Annotated in this window: 14 protein-coding genes; 6 read left to right on the top strand and 8 right to left on the bottom strand. The window is 54.2% G+C overall.

What is annotated here, in order from left to right:
- Positions 1–20: 20 nt before the first annotated feature.
- The gene (locus AUQ41_RS08930; protein ID WP_008890127.1) at positions 21–887 is read right to left on the bottom strand and encodes a nitrilase-related carbon-nitrogen hydrolase; all 867 of its coding nucleotides are present in this window, start codon (positions 885–887) and stop codon (positions 21–23) included.
- Positions 888–1134: 247 nt separating this feature from the next.
- Positions 1135–2466, bottom strand: coding sequence for an aspartate aminotransferase family protein (locus tag AUQ41_RS08925; protein WP_008890128.1), 1332 nt, complete (start codon positions 2464–2466; stop codon positions 1135–1137).
- Positions 2467–2962: 496 nt separating this feature from the next.
- Between AUQ41_RS08925 and AUQ41_RS08920 the strand changes: the two genes are divergently transcribed.
- Positions 2963–3601 carry a TetR/AcrR family transcriptional regulator gene (locus tag AUQ41_RS08920; RefSeq protein WP_008890129.1) on the top strand — a complete coding sequence of 213 codons (639 nt, stop codon included), beginning with the start codon at positions 2963–2965 and terminating at the stop codon, positions 3599–3601.
- A 192-nt stretch (positions 3602–3793) separates the two neighbouring features.
- Positions 3794–4567, top strand: coding sequence for an ABC transporter substrate-binding protein (locus tag AUQ41_RS08915; RefSeq protein WP_063088048.1), 774 nt, complete (start codon positions 3794–3796; stop codon positions 4565–4567).
- A 174-nt stretch (positions 4568–4741) separates the two neighbouring features.
- Here AUQ41_RS08915 and AUQ41_RS08910 read toward each other — a convergent pair whose 3' ends face one another.
- The 4 genes from AUQ41_RS08910 to AUQ41_RS08895 form a co-directional block, all read right to left on the bottom strand.
- Complete coding sequence (locus tag AUQ41_RS08910) at positions 4742–5587, bottom strand: hypothetical protein (RefSeq protein WP_063087953.1); 846 nt, start codon at positions 5585–5587, stop codon at positions 4742–4744.
- A gap of 243 nt (positions 5588–5830) precedes the next feature.
- Positions 5831–7102, bottom strand: coding sequence for a Zn-dependent hydrolase (locus AUQ41_RS08905; RefSeq protein ID WP_063087951.1), 1272 nt, complete (start codon positions 7100–7102; stop codon positions 5831–5833).
- 41 nt (positions 7103–7143) lie between these two features.
- A complete protein-coding gene (preA, locus tag AUQ41_RS08900; protein ID WP_008890132.1) occupies positions 7144–8421 on the bottom strand; it encodes an NAD-dependent dihydropyrimidine dehydrogenase subunit PreA in 1278 nt (425 codons plus the stop codon).
- A gap of 25 nt (positions 8422–8446) precedes the next feature.
- Positions 8447–9805: an NAD(P)-dependent oxidoreductase gene (locus AUQ41_RS08895; RefSeq protein ID WP_063087950.1), complete on the bottom strand. Its 1359-nt coding sequence runs from the start codon at positions 9803–9805 to the stop codon at positions 8447–8449.
- 528 nt (positions 9806–10333) lie between these two features.
- Here AUQ41_RS08895 and AUQ41_RS08890 point away from each other — a divergent pair.
- The 4 genes from AUQ41_RS08890 to AUQ41_RS08875 all read left to right on the top strand — a co-directional run bounded on the left by AUQ41_RS08890 (position 10334) and on the right by AUQ41_RS08875 (position 14940).
- Positions 10334–10759: an acyl-CoA thioesterase gene (locus tag AUQ41_RS08890; protein ID WP_063087948.1), complete on the top strand. Its 426-nt coding sequence runs from the start codon at positions 10334–10336 to the stop codon at positions 10757–10759.
- Positions 10760–11093: 334 nt separating this feature from the next.
- Complete coding sequence (locus AUQ41_RS08885; RefSeq protein WP_063087946.1) at positions 11094–11528, top strand: universal stress protein; 435 nt, start codon at positions 11094–11096, stop codon at positions 11526–11528.
- Positions 11529–11560: 32 nt separating this feature from the next.
- Positions 11561–13081 (top strand): sodium:alanine symporter family protein, encoded by a 1521-nt coding sequence (locus tag AUQ41_RS08880; protein WP_063087944.1) that lies wholly within the window; start codon positions 11561–11563, stop codon positions 13079–13081.
- Between the two features lie 212 nt (positions 13082–13293).
- Positions 13294–14940, top strand: a complete 1647-nt coding sequence (locus AUQ41_RS08875) for a U32 family peptidase C-terminal domain-containing protein (RefSeq protein ID WP_008890140.1) — start codon at positions 13294–13296, stop codon at positions 14938–14940.
- A 154-nt stretch (positions 14941–15094) separates the two neighbouring features.
- Here the strand turns inward: AUQ41_RS08875 and AUQ41_RS08870 are convergent, their stop codons facing one another.
- Complete coding sequence (locus AUQ41_RS08870) at positions 15095–15688, bottom strand: DedA family protein (RefSeq protein ID WP_063087942.1); 594 nt, start codon at positions 15686–15688, stop codon at positions 15095–15097.
- A gap of 90 nt (positions 15689–15778) precedes the next feature.
- Positions 15779–16192, bottom strand: a complete 414-nt coding sequence (locus AUQ41_RS08865) for a DUF3830 family protein (RefSeq protein ID WP_063087940.1) — start codon at positions 16190–16192, stop codon at positions 15779–15781.

The following is a 16192-nucleotide window of genomic DNA, read 5'->3' as shown; positions in this document are numbered from 1 at the left end:
CGCTCGCCGGTATCATGAAATCAGTTCCCGTCCGTCAGACGGGTATAGGTCGACGGGCGACGGTCGCGGAAGAATTGCCAGTTGTCGCGAATTTCGCGCACCATCGACATATCCATGTCATGGACCAGCAATTCGTCATTATCGCGCGATGCCTGTGCTTCGATTTCGCCGCGTGGATTGACGAAATAGCTTTGGCCGTAAAACTCGCCAATATCCCATGGCTGTTCGCGGCCGACCCGGTTGATCGCGCCGATAAAGCACCCATTGGCGACAGCCGACGCCGGCTGTTCGAGTTTCCAGATATATTCCGACACCCCGGCAACGGTCGCCGACGGGTTGACGATATATTCCGCGCCATTAAGCGCGAGCGCACGCCAACCTTCCGGGAAGTGGCGGTCATAACAGATATAAACGCCAAGTTTGCAATACTGGGTATCAAAGACCGGCCAGTTCGATACGCCCGGCTTGAAGAAGAATTTTTCCCAGAAACCGGCGACATGCGGGATGTGGGTTTTGCGGTATTTGCCAAGATAGGTACCGTCGGCGTCAATCACGGCAGCGGTGTTGTAATAAACACCGGTGATGTCTTCCTCATAGATCGGAACAACGATCACCATTTTGTATTTGGCGGCCAACTCACACATCAGCTGTGTGGTCGGGCCATCAGGGATTTTTTCTGCGGCCGCGTACCATTTCTTGTCCTGGCTCGGACAGAAATAGGGCTGGGTGAATACTTCCTGAAAGCACAGAACCTGCACACCTTTTTTGCCCGCCTCTTCGATATAGGGCAGGTGTGCGTCGATCATGGCCTTGCGGATTTCTTCGGGGGACTGATCGGTTGAACCCTTAAGGCTCATTTGAATCAGGCCACCTCTCAGCTTTGACATCCGAGATACCTCCTTGATCTGATATTTTTATGTCCTTGCCACTTTTGTGGTCTGACGGACTTATGCCCGAACGCGCCCCATGAACCCTGTTTGTTTTTTTGCGGGTTCGTTCCCAGACGGGACGCGATCAGAAAAATCGCGAAACAGATGTTTCCTCCGTGGCGTTGCAGACCCGTTTGTTTTTGGTGGTTCTGCAAGCCGGGTGTCCCCTGCCCGTTTGCGCAGGCAGGGAACGAAAATCGTAATTCTAGTCGATCTCTTTAAGCACTTCGCGCAAGGTGCCGAACAGCTGATCAATGTGTGATTTTTCCAGGATCAGCGGCGGCGACAGCGCAATGATATCACCCGTGGTGCGGATCAGGATGCCCTTCTCAAATGCCTTCAGGAAGGCATTGAACGCACGCTTGGTCGGGAAGCCTTCAATCGGCTCCAGCTCGATCGCACCGATCAGGCCAAGGTTACGAACATCCTTGACCAGCGGCAGGTCGATCAGGCTATGCACCGCATCTTCCCAATACTGGCCAAGTTCCTTGCCCTTGGAATACAGACCTTCTTCTTCATAGGTCTCAAGCGTTGCCATGGCGGCCGCACAGGCAACCGGGTTGCCCGAATAGGTGTAGCCATGGAACAGCTCGATCATGTTTTCCGGGCCGGTCATGAAGGCATCATGGATTTCGTCGGTGGCAAACACCGCACCCATCGGGATGGTGCCGTTGGTCAAGCCCTTGGCGGTCGTGACCAGATCCGGCTGAACACCAAAGTAATCAACCGCAAACGGTGCGCCAAGACGACCGAAACCGGTGATGACCTCATCAAAGATCAACAAGATGCCATGCTTGGTGCAGATCTCGCGCAGGCGTTCCAGATAGCCCTTCGGCGGGATCAGAACACCGGTGGAGCCTGCAACCGGTTCGACAATGACGGCCGCAATGGTCGACGGATCATGCAGCGCGCAAATGCGTTCCAGATCTTCGGCAAGGTATGCGCCATGTTCGGGCATACCGCGGGTAACACCGTTTTCGTCCGGCAGGTAAGTGTGACGCATATGGTCGACACCGCCCAGCATCTGGCCAAAGGTCTTGCGGTTACCCGAAATACCACCGACAGAAATACCGCCGAAGTTCACACCGTGATAGCCACGTTCGCGACCGATCAGGCGGGTCCGCTGTCCATCGCCGCGTGCACGATGATAGGCCAGTGCGATTTTAAGCGCGGTTTCAACCGACTCAGAACCGGAGTTGGTATAGAAAACGTGGTTGAGATTGCCCGGCATCAACTGTGCCAGACGGCTGGCCAGTTCGAACGCCTTGGGATGGCCCATCTGGAATGCCGGGGCATAATCCAGTTCGTCCATCTGTGCCTTGACCGCTTCGACGATTTTCGGACGCTTGTGACCGGCGTTGCAGCACCAAAGGCCTGCGGTGCCATCAAGGATGTCGCGGTTATCGTCGGTTTTGTAATACATGCCATCGGCCGACACCAGCATACGCGGGGTCTGCTTGAACTGACGGTTGGCAGTAAAGGGCATCCAGAACGCCGAAAGATCGTTCGGACGGCTAATTTTCGTGGTGGCTGTCATCAAAAGGTCTCCCGTACCTTTTCAAGTTCTTCCCTCGACCGGTTCGGTGGCGGGCCACCGTGCACCGGCATCTGATATTCTTCATCCCGTTTTCGCGAAAAGGTATCTGGCCAAATGACCAAAATGTCGCACATTCGTTTCCCGGGACGGCCCGACCTGTTGCGGGCACACAAACGTCGTTAGCATGAGACATGCCCACGCACTAGCGCTTTAATACCACCGCGGAACTGTTTCGAATATTCGACTGTCAAACACCATTTCGGCGACCCTGATTTTTATTTACGGCGTCTATTTTGTGTTTATCTTTCATCGGTACTGTTCGATATTTCGGACAAAACCGACTCTTGACCATGGCTTGGAACGACGCGCATAAAAAGTTTCTTTTTGATATTTGCAGTAGAGGTTATTTTAACCTGACCAAACGGTCAAGATAAATGACGCGATTTAGACAGCACGATTGAGATCCATCAAAATCGGCGCGAAACGGGACACAAAAATGAGCACAAAACCCGCAGTAAACGGCGCACACAAGGCCGCGATCCGACAGGAAAACGAAGAACAGATTCTGGCCGCTGCCGAACGGGTCTTTGCCGATTTCGGGTTCAAGGGGGCGACCACCGCGCGGATTGCCGAAATCGCCAATGTTCCAAAGGCCAATGTGCATTATTATTTCAGCACCAAAGAGGCCCTTTATCGCCGCATCATGGAAGATGTTTGCGACCACTGGCTCGAAGCGGCAATGACATTCGATAACAGTGCCGACCCCGCCTTCATTCTGCGCGGTTATATCGAGGCCAAGATGGATTTGTCGCGCGTGCGTCCATACGGCTCACGGCTTTGGGCACATGAAATCATCCGTGGCGCCAAATTCTCGTCGGAATATATCTCGACCACGGTGAAAAACTGGCTTGATAGCCGTGTGGAGGTCATTCGGGGCTGGATTGACGAGGGCAAGATGGATGATGTCGAACCCTACACCCTGATGTACATGATCTTTGCCACCACCCAGCACTATGCCGACTTTGGCCGCCAGATCGAGATTTTCAACAATGACAAGCCACTGACCGACGCGCAGTTTGCCGAGGCCAAGGAAAATGTCGTGCGCATCATATTGAAGGGTGTTGGCCTCGCCTGATCCCCCGTTTGGGGACCTGACTGCGGCCGACGTCACCACTTCTGTATAGTTGTATCGGATTATCGCGGGACCAATTTTAGTTATTCCTGATAATCACGATGTTTGCAGACAATAATGGTGTGTATCGGACCATCACTTCGCGCTGTTTGTGGCTGTATTTCCGCTGTCCTGATCGGCGGATCTGAGTCCCTGATGACATTCCCGGCAGCTGCCGAAAACGCAATTTTAGCCCAGACACAAAATACCCCGCCTGCCAGCAATTGCAGGAAGCTGTCGGTTGGCGGCGCAGACGGTTGGGAGCCGATCACCTATATCCGTGATGATGGCCAACAGACCGGGCTTGCAATCGACATTTTGCAGGAATACGCCAAACGCAACGACTTGCAGCTCGACCTCAATCTCGACATTCCCTGGACACGCGCCATTCAGATGCTCAGCAATGGCGAACTCGATGTGATTGCCGGGGCCTATTTCACCCACGAGCGCGATCAGGTCCACTTTTACAGTGTGCCATTTGCCAATGACGACATCATGGTATTTCAACGCAACGACAATCGTTTTCCGGTTGTCGAGCTAAGTGACCTGATCGGGTATGATGGTGCGCGTCCGCAAGGTGGCAGTTATGGCGATTATATCGACCGCTTTGCCGAGCAACGGCTGAACATGATTTTTTCCCCCACTGGCAATCGCATCTTTGACGTCCTGCTGAATGGGCGGGTCGATTATGTGATGCTGGGACGCTTTGACGGGCTGACCAATATCTATCGCGATAATCTGATCGACGAGATCATCGTGGTCGAACCACCGATTGACAGCAACAAAGTCCATTTCATGTTTTCACGCAAAAGCCCCTGCATGGGCCATGTCAGAAACCTGAATATCCTGATCGAACAGCTTGCCGAAGACGGAACGCTTGATCAGTGGACCGAGAACCATCTTCTTGATGTGTCCGAAGGGGCGAGTTAACCACTGCCTGCCGCTGCTACAAAAAAAAGAAAAAAGGTAAAAAGTGAAAAAAAGAGACAGTCCCTTTTCCACAAACCTCTTGCCGTTGTTAGCCGATCCCCACAAGGCTGCCCAGAAACAGACGAACAAATGCGGGACTTTCTTCTGGAATGGCAAGTGATACCTCCCAGCATGTTAAAGTTCGACACGTGACCTTTTCGCTAATTGTTTTAGAACTGCCTCGCAAGCAGGCCGATAAAATGCGACACCAGACAACTTCATCGAGTTCTCAAAGTCTTCAAAGTCTGGCTCGACCTTCCCTGTGTATGGTTCGTCTCTGAAATATCTTGCAGGCTCGAACAAAACCAAGCACCGAGAATAAATCACAAGGGCCTCATACATCTCTTTGTGAGTGAAATCCGCAATCTGGTCTCCGCCTGCCTTCCCATTAAGAATTACCTTCACCCCTCTCGTCCCACCCTTACCGAGCGTTTCCTGGTATACAATACTTCTGGCCTGCTTCATTTGCATGACATGCGACAGCTCACCCAGAGCAGAAAGCAATGGCTCCTCTTGCTTTGCTGCAACAGCGATAATCTTATCGATAACGGTTTCTGGCATTGAAAACACTGGGATATACCTGTCCGTTATTGGCAACTCATCGGGAAAGTTCTCGGCAAAATCAAGCAACTCTTCGATGTATATTTTGCAGCCTGCCGTTATTTCACTTAGAATATGCGCAAGCCTCATTCTATCAACTTTCGCAGCATTTCTGCGCTCTCTGATGCGCAATTCCCCTTCGGCCCGCTTGTCCTTTCTCTGCAATTCCCATCCCTTTGCCGCAATGAGAGCAGTTACAACGATACCAAGCGCGCTGATAGTTGGAGCAGCAACATCTCTCAAAGTGATATCCACTACGCCCATGCCAGAGATATCAACGGCTCCCACAGCAACCAGGAAGATACTGGCCAACACCCCTCCAAGAAATGCTGCAAAGCTATAAAGAGCTATAACTGTAACCCAAGGCGTATGCTTATCCATATCGGCTCCCTATGCGATCCAATAACTCAGAGAATAAACACATCTTAGCGGGCCATGCATCATGTCAAAGATACCAATCTGCTGATCGAAATCTTACAACTGACCTGACGCTTACGCGCTGGACGCAAAACCACCTTTATGAGTTTTCCGAAGGGGCGAGTTAACAGCGACGTGCTGCCACAATAAAAAAGCAGGGCGTTATATGCGCCCTGCTTTGTGTTGGTCACCTTGAAATGGCGGGACCTATTTTTGCATCACGGTTTCATCGGCCTTGGCCAGAACCGCATGCAGAAGAACCTGACCACCGGCATCCGACCAGTGTTTATGCACTTCTTCGATCTCGTTATGGGAAATGCCATCAACACACGGGATGAAAATCATCGCGGTCGGGCAGACTTGCGCGAGATAACAGGCATCATGCCCAGCGCCCGAGACGATTTCACGCGCAGAGAACCCGCCAAGTTCGGCCCCCATGCGCACCGCATCGACACAGGATTTATCGAACGGCACCGGTGCGTAATAAAAAATCTGCTCAAGCTCGGTCTGAAGACCGATCTCCTTGGCAATCTTTTCCACACCTTCGCGCAATGCCTTGTCCATATCGGCCAGAACCGCATCATCGGGATGGCGGAAATCGACGGTAAAGAACACCTCGCCCGGGATGACGTTGCGCGAGTTTGGATGGATTTGCATCATACCGACCGTCGCACAGGCAAGCGGGGAGCGATCCAGACCGATCTTGTTGACCAGATCAACCACGCGCGCCGCACCAAGCAATGCATCCTTACGCGTCTTCATCGGGGTCGGGCCGGCATGGGCTTCGACACCAGTGAACTTGATTTCATACCAACGCTGGCCCTGGGCATCGGTGACAATGCCGATATCCTTGCCTTCATCTTCAAGGATCGGGCCCTGTTCGATGTGGGCTTCGAAATAGGCCCCCATCGGATGGGCATCAATGGTCGCCTCGTCCGGGCCCATATAGCCGATCCGCTCCAACTCCTCGCCCATGGTTTTGCCATCAACATCCGCACGGGAATGACCGTATTCAAGGTCAAACACCTTGGCAAAGACGCCAGATGCCACCATGGCCGGGGCAAAGCGCGAGCCTTCCTCGTTCGTCCAGCAAACGACCTCAAGCGGCGCTTCGGTTTCGTATTTGGCTTCATTGAGCGTGCGGATCACTTCAAGACCCGACAGCACCCCGTAAACACCGTCATACTTGCCACCTGTGGGCTGGCTATCAAGGTGGCTTCCCATCACTACGGGCGGCAAATCGGGATTACGGCCTTCGCGGCGGGCAAAGATATTGCCCATCTTGTCGATCCGGATCGAGCAGCCCTCTGCCTTGCACCAGTCGATGAACAGATCACGGCTTTCACGGTCAAGATCGGTCAGCGCCAGACGGCAAACGCCGTCCTTTGCGGTTTTGCCGATCTTGGCCATCTCCATCAGGCTATCCCAAAGGCGGTCACCATCAATTGACAGGTTACGTACACTGGGTTGAGCAGTCATTCGTCAGTCCTTTTGGTTTTGGTGGCGTTTGCGCGGATGGCTTATTCAGCAGCCACGCGCATGGGATTAAGCGGATGTTCCGGCCAGGTCATCGGCGGCTTGTCGGTCTTGACCGGCTCCATGGTGATGCAATCCGGGACCGGGCAGATGTGATAGCAAAGGTTACAACCCACGCATTCCTCATCGACCACTTCAAACAGACGGCCGCCTTCGGGCTTGTCGGTCATGGTGATTGCCTGGTGCGAGGTATCTTCGCACGCAATATGGCAACGACCACACTCGATGCAGTTATCCGGGTTGATCACCGCCTTGGTGTCGAAGTTCATGTTAAGCTCGTTCCAGTCGGAAACCTGCGGAACGGCAGCACGGGTGAACTGTTCGACACTGGTATAACCCTTGTCATCCATCCACTGGCTCATACCGTCAATCAGGTCATCAACCACGCGGAAGCCATAGATCATCGCAGCCGTGCAAACCTGAACGGCATTCGATCCAAGCGCCATGAATTCAACGGCATCTTTCCAGGTGGTGATGCCCCCGATACCGGAAATCTCAAGATCGCGGGTTTCAGGCGTTCTGGCGATTTCAGCCACCATGTTGAGCGCAATCGGCTTGACCGCCGACCCGCAATAACCGCCATGCGTGCCCTTGCCGTCAACGACCGGCTCCGGGATCATGTTGTCGATATCGACCGACACGATGGAGTTAACGGTGTTAATCAGCGATACGGCATCCGCACCGCCCTTGAGTGCTGCTTCGGCCGACCACAGGATGTTGGTGATGTTCGGGGTCAGTTTGGTAAAGACCGGAATATCAACCGCATCCTTGACCCAACGGGTGACCTGTTCGACCATTTCCGGCACCTGACCGATGGCTGATCCCATGCCGCGTTCACACATGCCGTGCGGGCACCCAAGGTTAAGCTCCAGACCATGCACACCGCTTTCGGCGATCTGCTGGGCCAGGTCCTTCCAGGCGCGTTCCTCGATCGGGGCCATCATCGAACCGATGATGACGTGATCAGGATACTCTTTCCGGCATTCGCGGATTTCCTGAAGGTTGGTGGCCAGCGGACGGTCGGAAATCAGCTCGATGTTGTTGATCCCGAGCAGACGGCGGTTCTGGTCATGGTGCGCGCCATAGCGCGAGGACACGTTGACCACGGGCGGATCAATGCCCAGCGTCTTCCAGACAACCCCGCCCCAGCCCGCTTCAAAGGCACGAACGACGTTGTATTTCTTGTCCGTCGGCGGCGCGGATGCCAGCCAGAACGGGTTAAGCGAATCAATACCGGCGATTTTGCAGCTTAGATCAGCCATTTTTCTCTCTCCCTTTGCTGGCGGTTCAAGCGGATTTCAGGAATGCATCAATGGCGATGGCGGCCTGTTTGCCGTCTTCGACCGACTGAACAGTCAGGTCTTCGCCACTCTTGATGCAGTCCCCACCGGCGAACACGCCCGGGGCGGTTGTCTGATAGTTTTTATCGACCACGATCTTGCCACCGGTGATCTCCATCCCGGCAAGGTCATCGGTTTTGATTTTTTGTCCGATGGCCTTCAAAATCTGGTCTGCACGCACTTCAAAGGTTTCGCCTGTGCCAACAAGTTTGCCATTGGCATCAAGTTCGGTTTTTTCGAACGCCATGCCCATCAGCTTGCCATTGGCCTTGATCGCGACCGGTTTTGCCCAGTAACGCACAACAACGCCGTTGGTTTTGGCCAAATCCTGTTCGAACTCGGTCGCGGACATGTTTTCCGCACCCCGGCGATAAACAAGGGTGACTTCCTCAGCCCCCAGGCGTTTGGCCTGAACCGCGGCGTCAATTGCGGTGTTACCACCGCCAATGACGATGACCTTGTCACCAACCGGCATGTCGGATTTCGGCTCGGTCTGACGCAGTTTTTCGATGAAATTGATTGCATCATCAACGCCCGGGAAATCTTCGCCCTTAAGGCCAAGATCATTGGTCGAGCCAAGACCAACACCAACAAACACGGCATCATATTTGGCTTTGAGGTCGGCAAGGTTGATGTCCTTGCCAAGCGCCTTGTTATATTCGATTTCAATCCCGCCAATGCCCAGAAGGAATTCAACTTCGCGCTGCGCGAAATCATTGGTCATCTTATAGGCGGCCAGACCATATTCATTAAGCCCGCCCGGTTTCGACTTGGCTTCGAACACGACAACGTCATGGCCGAGCATCGCCGCACGGTGCGCACATGAAAGGCCCGCCGGACCGGCACCGACAACGGCAATTGTCTTGCCGGTTTTGGGCGCACGCTTGAACGGATGGGGCAGATCGCGCGCCATCAGATGATCAACCGCGTATCGTTGCAAACTGCCGATCTCAACGGCGGTATCTTCGGCGACGTTGCGAACGCAGGCCTCTTCACACAGCACTTCGGTCGGGCAGGCCCGCGCACAGGTGCCGCCCATGATGTTGGCTGACAAAATGGTCTTTGCCGCACCATCCGGGTTGCCGGTGCTGATTTTGCGAATGAAGGATGGAATATCGATTGATGTCGGGCATGCGGTCACGCATGGCGCGTCATAGCAATACAGGCAGCGGTTGCTTTCCGCCATCGCCTGAAGCGTGGAATAGGCCGGATGCAGATCGGAAAAGCCGTCATCTGCGTCATTGTGACCAGCACCGCCATGAACGGCACCGGATTTTGAAGCTTGCTTGGCCTGCAAGGTGGTCATTTGTTTGTCTCCCTGCCAAAAAGGCGTCCTCTCCTGACGTCATCGAGAGACAAAACAAGAATGACATTACAATCGACCGCGGGCCAAAAATGATCGCAGCTATCGCGCGATCAGAATGCAATTATGGCGTTACGTGGACGGGCGGGCCCGACCAACTCAGGGTCTCTCGTACTGACATTCTTGGCGTATCCGTCCGGCTTGTGCCGGATTGTTTCCCAGTATTTGATCTGCCGTGTGGTTATAGTTTCGGGGTTATCCCCGGTTGATACACGTGCAGATGCCTCTCTCTGACGGATACAGCATGTCCAATCCTGATCATTTGGTCAAGATTAAAAATCCGAATTCTTGGTTGGGTCGCAAAACACCTGCATCCGCGCGGAAAAACCGGGGTCCGGCATCATCAGATCCACATCGGATAGCAGCCCCTTGGACATCCGGTATGTCCCTGATTTGGCAACATTTTGTGCTGGCTTTATTTAGACAAACTAAAGTAACGTCATCGGACAAACCCACTTCGGAAAGCCTTCGATGACCCTTGTAAACGATGCCACCGACACCCTCCCCGACCGTCAACCGTCGGTGCGTGCCGTTGCCATGCCGTCCGATACCAACCCGACCGGGGATATCTTTGGCGGCTGGTTGATGTCGCAAATGGACCTTGCCGCCGGAACCGCGGCCGCACGCCGAGCCAAGGGTCGAACCGCAACCGTCTTTGTCGACAGCATGTCGTTCCTGCGTCCGGTCCATGTCGGCGATGAGGTGTCGTTCTTCACCGAAATCATCCATGTCGGGCGCACATCCCTTCGCATCCATGTCCAAGCCTGGCGCCAGACCCGGTTTGGAGAAACATCAGATAAAGTCACCGAAGGTATCTTTACCTTTGTCGCGCTCGATGAGGCTGGCCGCCCCCGCCCGCTTGATCCCGATCCGGAAGACGCCTTGTCCGAGGCCTGATCGATCCGGTCGGACCCACTTTTTTTAAGCGTTCTTGCAAAACATTCCCACGCGCGCCGAAAAATTCGGCGCGTTTTATTTTGTTTGGGCGGCAAATAACACGCCAAAACAGAACATCTTATTTTTATATCTCAACTTTTTGGCGAATTCATTTCAGTTTTATGTATCATTCCCCGATGTCGTTTCACTTGGCGCTGGAAATGAAATTCGGGGGAACCGTCGTGTGCTGGTGTCAGGGACAAAGACGGCATGGTACAGGCCGACACCTGTATTGCGAGAGGAAGTGGGAGAGTCTTATCCGACATTTCAGTCTCTGATCAGGAGAAGCAAGCACATGACCGATCAGCCAATTCTCGTGGGCTATGACGGAACTGATGCCGCGCAGCGCGCCGTGGAATTTGCGGCCAAACGCGCAACAGCCGAGGGCTGTGCAATCCATTTGGTTTACGTTCTTGAATGGTCCCCATACAGCTTCCTGTCGACACAGGAACTTGAAGAACGCCATCAGCGGCGTACGGAAGAATTGTCGCGGGCAGAACAGACGCTCAAGCCCGCACTCGATACCCTGAACAAACAAAAAATACCGGTTACTTCGGAGGTCCGTTACGGCCATTCCGGCGAACTGATCTGCCAAATCGCCGAGGACAAGGGCGCATGTCAGATCATTGTCGGCAGGAAAGGCGGGTCGGCACTTGGCGCAAGACTGCTGGGCAGTTTGCCGCTCACCCTGGTACAGGCATCGCCTGTTCCGGTCACGGTCGTTCCTTAAGGCATCACACGAAGTTAAACCGGAGAAGCATCATGTTCTGGAAAAAGACAGCAGCGACCAGCGCCGTTGCAATGATGTCGGCCACCCTGCCGCAAATCGCACTTGCGCAGGAAGTCGGCCTTGATGAAAGAATCAATCAGGCAATCGCACCGATTTCTAACGTGATTGCCGGCACCATGTTCTATTCCGTGCCCATTGCCGGCACGGAATTTCCGCTTATTGTCGGCTGGCTTGTTGTTGCCGCCACCATTTTCACGCTTTATTTCGGCTTTGTTCAGTTCCGTCGATTTGGCCATGCCATAGCACTGGTCAAGGGCGACTATTCCCACCCCGAAGATGCTGGTGAAGTTTCCCACTTTCAGGCCCTTGCCACCGCCCTTTCAGGCACGGTCGGGCTTGGCAATATTGCCGGTGTCGCCGTTGCCGTTTCCATCGGCGGACCGGGGGCAACATTCTGGATGATCCTTGCCGGACTTTTGGGCATGGCATCGAAATTCACCGAATGTACGCTGGGCGTTAAATACCGTAACGAATATGAAGACGGCCGCGTTTCAGGCGGGCCGATGTATTACCTGTCCAAGGGCATGGCTGAAAAAGGCAAACCGGGATTGGGCAAGGTCTTGGCTGTCGTCTTTTCGATCTGCTGTATTGGTGGCGCTGTTGGCGGCGGCAATATGTTTCAGGCCAATCAGGCCTTCCAGCAGGTGGTCAATGTCACCGGCGGGGAAAACAGCTTCCTTGCCGGATCGGGCTGGTTGTTTGGCCTGATCATGGCAATCATTGTTGGCGTCGTGATCATTGGCGGCATCAAATCGATCGCCAAGGTGACCGAAAAGATCGTGCCGCTTATGGCGGTGATTTACGTTACCGCCGGCATGATCATTATCCTGTCCAACATCACCATGGTTGGTGACGCCTTTGCCCAGATCTTTGTCGGTGCCTTTACCGGTGCCGGTGTTGCCGGCGGTGTGATCGGTGCGCTGATCCAGGGCTTTAAACGTGCAGCCTTCTCGAACGAGGCCGGCATTGGCTCAGCCGCCATCGCCCACGCCGCCGTCCGCACCAAGGAACCAGTGACAGAGGGTTATGTCGCCCTGCTGGAACCGTTCATTGATACGGTGGTGATCTGCACCATGACGGCCCTTGTGATTACCATCAGTGGTGAGTTGAATTCCGGTCTGACCGGGGTTGAGCTGACCTCGGCCGCGTTTGCATCGGCCTTTACGTGGTTCCCGCTGATCCTGGCACTGGCTGTCGTGCTGTTTGCCTTTTCGACCATGCTGTCTTGGTCCTATTACGGGCTGAAAAGCTGGACCTATCTGGTCGGTGAAGGCAAAGGCAAGGAGATCATTTTCAAACTGTTCTTCTGCCTGTGCGTGATCGTCGGTGCCTCCATGAGCTTGGGTCCCGTGATTGATTTCTCGGACTCCATGATCTTTGCCATGGCGATCCCCAACATCATCGGCCTTTATTTCCTGATGCCGGTGGTGCGTGGGGAGATCAAGCAATACTGGGCCAAGATCGAAAGCGGCGAGATCAAAAAGGTCAAGTAAGCCAAAACTTTGAAACGATTCCAAACACCCCTGCCCCTTGGCGGGGGTGTTTTGGTTGGCGCCCTGCAAGTCCGGCATGGCAGCTCATCACGGCCATAGCTATGCAAGGCTTGTGAAATATGCGATTTTAATCGGCACAGGCAGCAGGCTGTGATAGAAGCCGCGCCAGAGAGATTTCCCGCAGACGACCAGATAGAAAAGACCCGCAAGTGATGAGTAATCAATCGCGCCGTTCCGAATTGCTGATGCCCGCAGGCTCGCTCGAAAAGCTGAAAGTTGCTGTGCTGTATGGCGCAGACGCCGTTTACATGGGCACGCCGGACCTGTCGCTGCGCGTCAAAAGCCAGATGTCACTCGATGACGTGGTCGAGGGCATTGATTTTGCCCACAGTCATGGTGTGCGCGTTTACCTCACACTGAACCTGTTTTCGCATAACAAGGACATCGACAAGCTTCCGGAATATGTCGATACCGTGCGCAAGGTCCGCCCGGATGGCCTGATCGTGGCCGATCCGGGTGTTTTCATGTTTGTCCGCGAACACGCGCCGGAACTCGATTTGCATGTCTCGACACAGGCCAATGTGTGTTCGTGGCAGTCCGTCAAATTCTGGCAAAGCATCGGTGCCAAGCTTGTCGTTCTGGGGCGTGAAGTTTCCTATGAGGAACTGACCGAAATCCGCGAAAAATGCCAGGACATCAAGATCGAGGCGTTTGTGCATGGCTCGATGTGCATGACCTATTCCGGTCGTTGCCTGCTGTCGAACTTCATGGCCGAACGCGGTGCGAACCAAGGGGCCTGTGCCAACTCGTGCCGCTGGAAATACAAAGTCCACATGAAGCTTAAGGACGGCACGGTCAAGGAACTCAAACTGACCGAGGAAAACTTGGAAATGTTTGACTTCTTCCTGGAAGAAGACATGCGTCCGGGCGAGCTGATGGAAATTCAGGAGGACGAGCGTGGATCTTACATCCTGAACTCGCGCGATCTGTGCATCATGCCGAAACTTGAAGATTACCTGAAAATCGGTGTCGACAGCCTCAAGGTCGAAGGCCGCGGCAAAAGCCCCTATTACGCCGGCCTCGTTGCCCGTGCATACCGCATGGCGATTGATGACTGGTACAAGGATCCGGAAAACTGGTCAGCCGAAGAATATATGAAGGAACTGGCGACCATCCCGAACCGGGGCTATACGCTGGCCTTCCATGATGGTCGCCTGACCAACTACGCGCATGGCTATGACAGCAACACCAATGTGTCGGATTGGGAATTTGCCGGAATGATCGAGGAAGTCGAAGACGACGCCTTTATCATGTCGGTCAAAAACCGCATGCTGCCCGGTGACGTGATCGAAATCGTGCCGCCGCGCACGCGCCAGACGATCTTCATCCGCATGTATGAATTCATCGATGCCAAAACCGGCAAGGTCGGCGAAGCTGTTCACGCCAATACCCATCCGCGCATCCGTCTGCCATTCAGCCTGTTTGAACAGGAAGACCCGGAATTCCTGAAACGCGAAATCCTGCCGATGACCATCGTGCGCAAGGAAAAGGCCCTGTCAGAAGACGAATGGCAGCGCCTGAAACTTGATCAGGAAGGCCACAAGATCGAGATGGGCAAAGGCAACGAGGAACGCTATGACGCCAAACGCGAAGCGCTTCAGACCGCCCTTGATGATCGCCAGAAGGAACGTTCCTTCCGCACTCCGCGCGTTGGCACCAAGGGCTGCTGTGGCCGGGGTTGCAATGGCTGTCTGATCTTCTGGCACGATGAAAGCTACGCCAAGGCGCGCGAAATTCTTGCCAAACGCAAACAGGGCGAGATGCTGGAAAAAGACGGCAAGACGATTGCTGCTGAGTAACCAGTTTCCGTGAAATCGTCATTCCCGCGAAGGCGGGAATCCATGATGCGATCCATCGGCCATAGATTCCGGGTCTGCGCTTCGCTCCGCCCGGAATGACAAGTATAATAAAAAACGGCAGCATTCGATTTCGATGCTGCCGTTTTTCGTTGGATCACTTGATGGCGCGTTCGGCCTGTTGCTCCAGCCGATCAATCCGGCGAAGCGCAAACCAGCCCAGCACAAGAAACACGATCAGCAAGATCGGGCTGAGCATCGCAAGGTTTTGTTCGACCAGTTCTGACATCCCCGCCCCCAGGCTATGACCCAGCCCGTAATAAAGCCCGACCCAAAGCAGGACCGACGCGATGCTAAGCGGCAGGAAGCGGATAAACGACATCGAACTCATACCGACCGGAAACACCCCAAACGATCGCACCCCATGCGGATAGCGGCACAGCAGGATATAGGCGACACCGTAATGCTCAAACAAGCGCAGGGTCTTGCCCATCCAGTCTGACAGGGATTTGGGCAGCTTGCGAACAATCGCATCGCCGTATTTGCGCGCTAACCCAAAGCGCAACACATCGCCGACAAGCCCACCGGCAATCATCGACGTAACCGCCGGCACAATCATCAGGCTTTCGGCCGCCACCAGCATGCCGGCAAAGATCGGCAGGATGCTGGATTTACTGACGCAATAGGTGAAGATCAGGATATAGACCAGATCCTGATGATCCTGAATCCACAGATTAATCGTCTCAAACACGGCACGCCCGCCTGCACTTATTGGATGATGGTTCGCCTTCTAGGCCAAACCGGACGCACTTGAAAGTGTGCCCGATCACAGTTGCGTTGATTACGCCAGCTCGAACTTGATCGACTGCGCACCTTCCCAAAGCGTCATTTTACCCAACTTTTCAAGGTCTTCGAGATTGCTGGTGATGGTGATGAAATGGTTGCCGGCAAGCTGGCCGACCTTGGAGGCGAAATGCACCCCGCCATAGGCGAGCAGGATTTCGGTTTCGCTGATCCCTCCCGGATAAAGGATGATCTGTCCCGGGGCCGGGAAGCTGGTGTGGTTTTCATAATCAACACCGAACTGATAATCGCCAAGTGGCATCCACACCCCCTCGCCGCTCCAGCGGACATGGACTGCCTTGCTTTCAAACGGCATGCGATCAAGGAACGCCTTGCAGGTATGTGGTGCCTTTTCGATTTCGAGCACCGCGTCAAAGGTAAACGGACCGGCGGTAATTTTGATATTGGACAT

This window comes from Thalassospira sp. MCCC 1A02898, from assembly GCF_001618185.1.
Classification (GTDB): Bacteria; Pseudomonadota; Alphaproteobacteria; order Rhodospirillales; family Thalassospiraceae; genus Thalassospira; species Thalassospira tepidiphila.
This window is presented reverse-complemented; position numbering and strand designations above follow the sequence as displayed.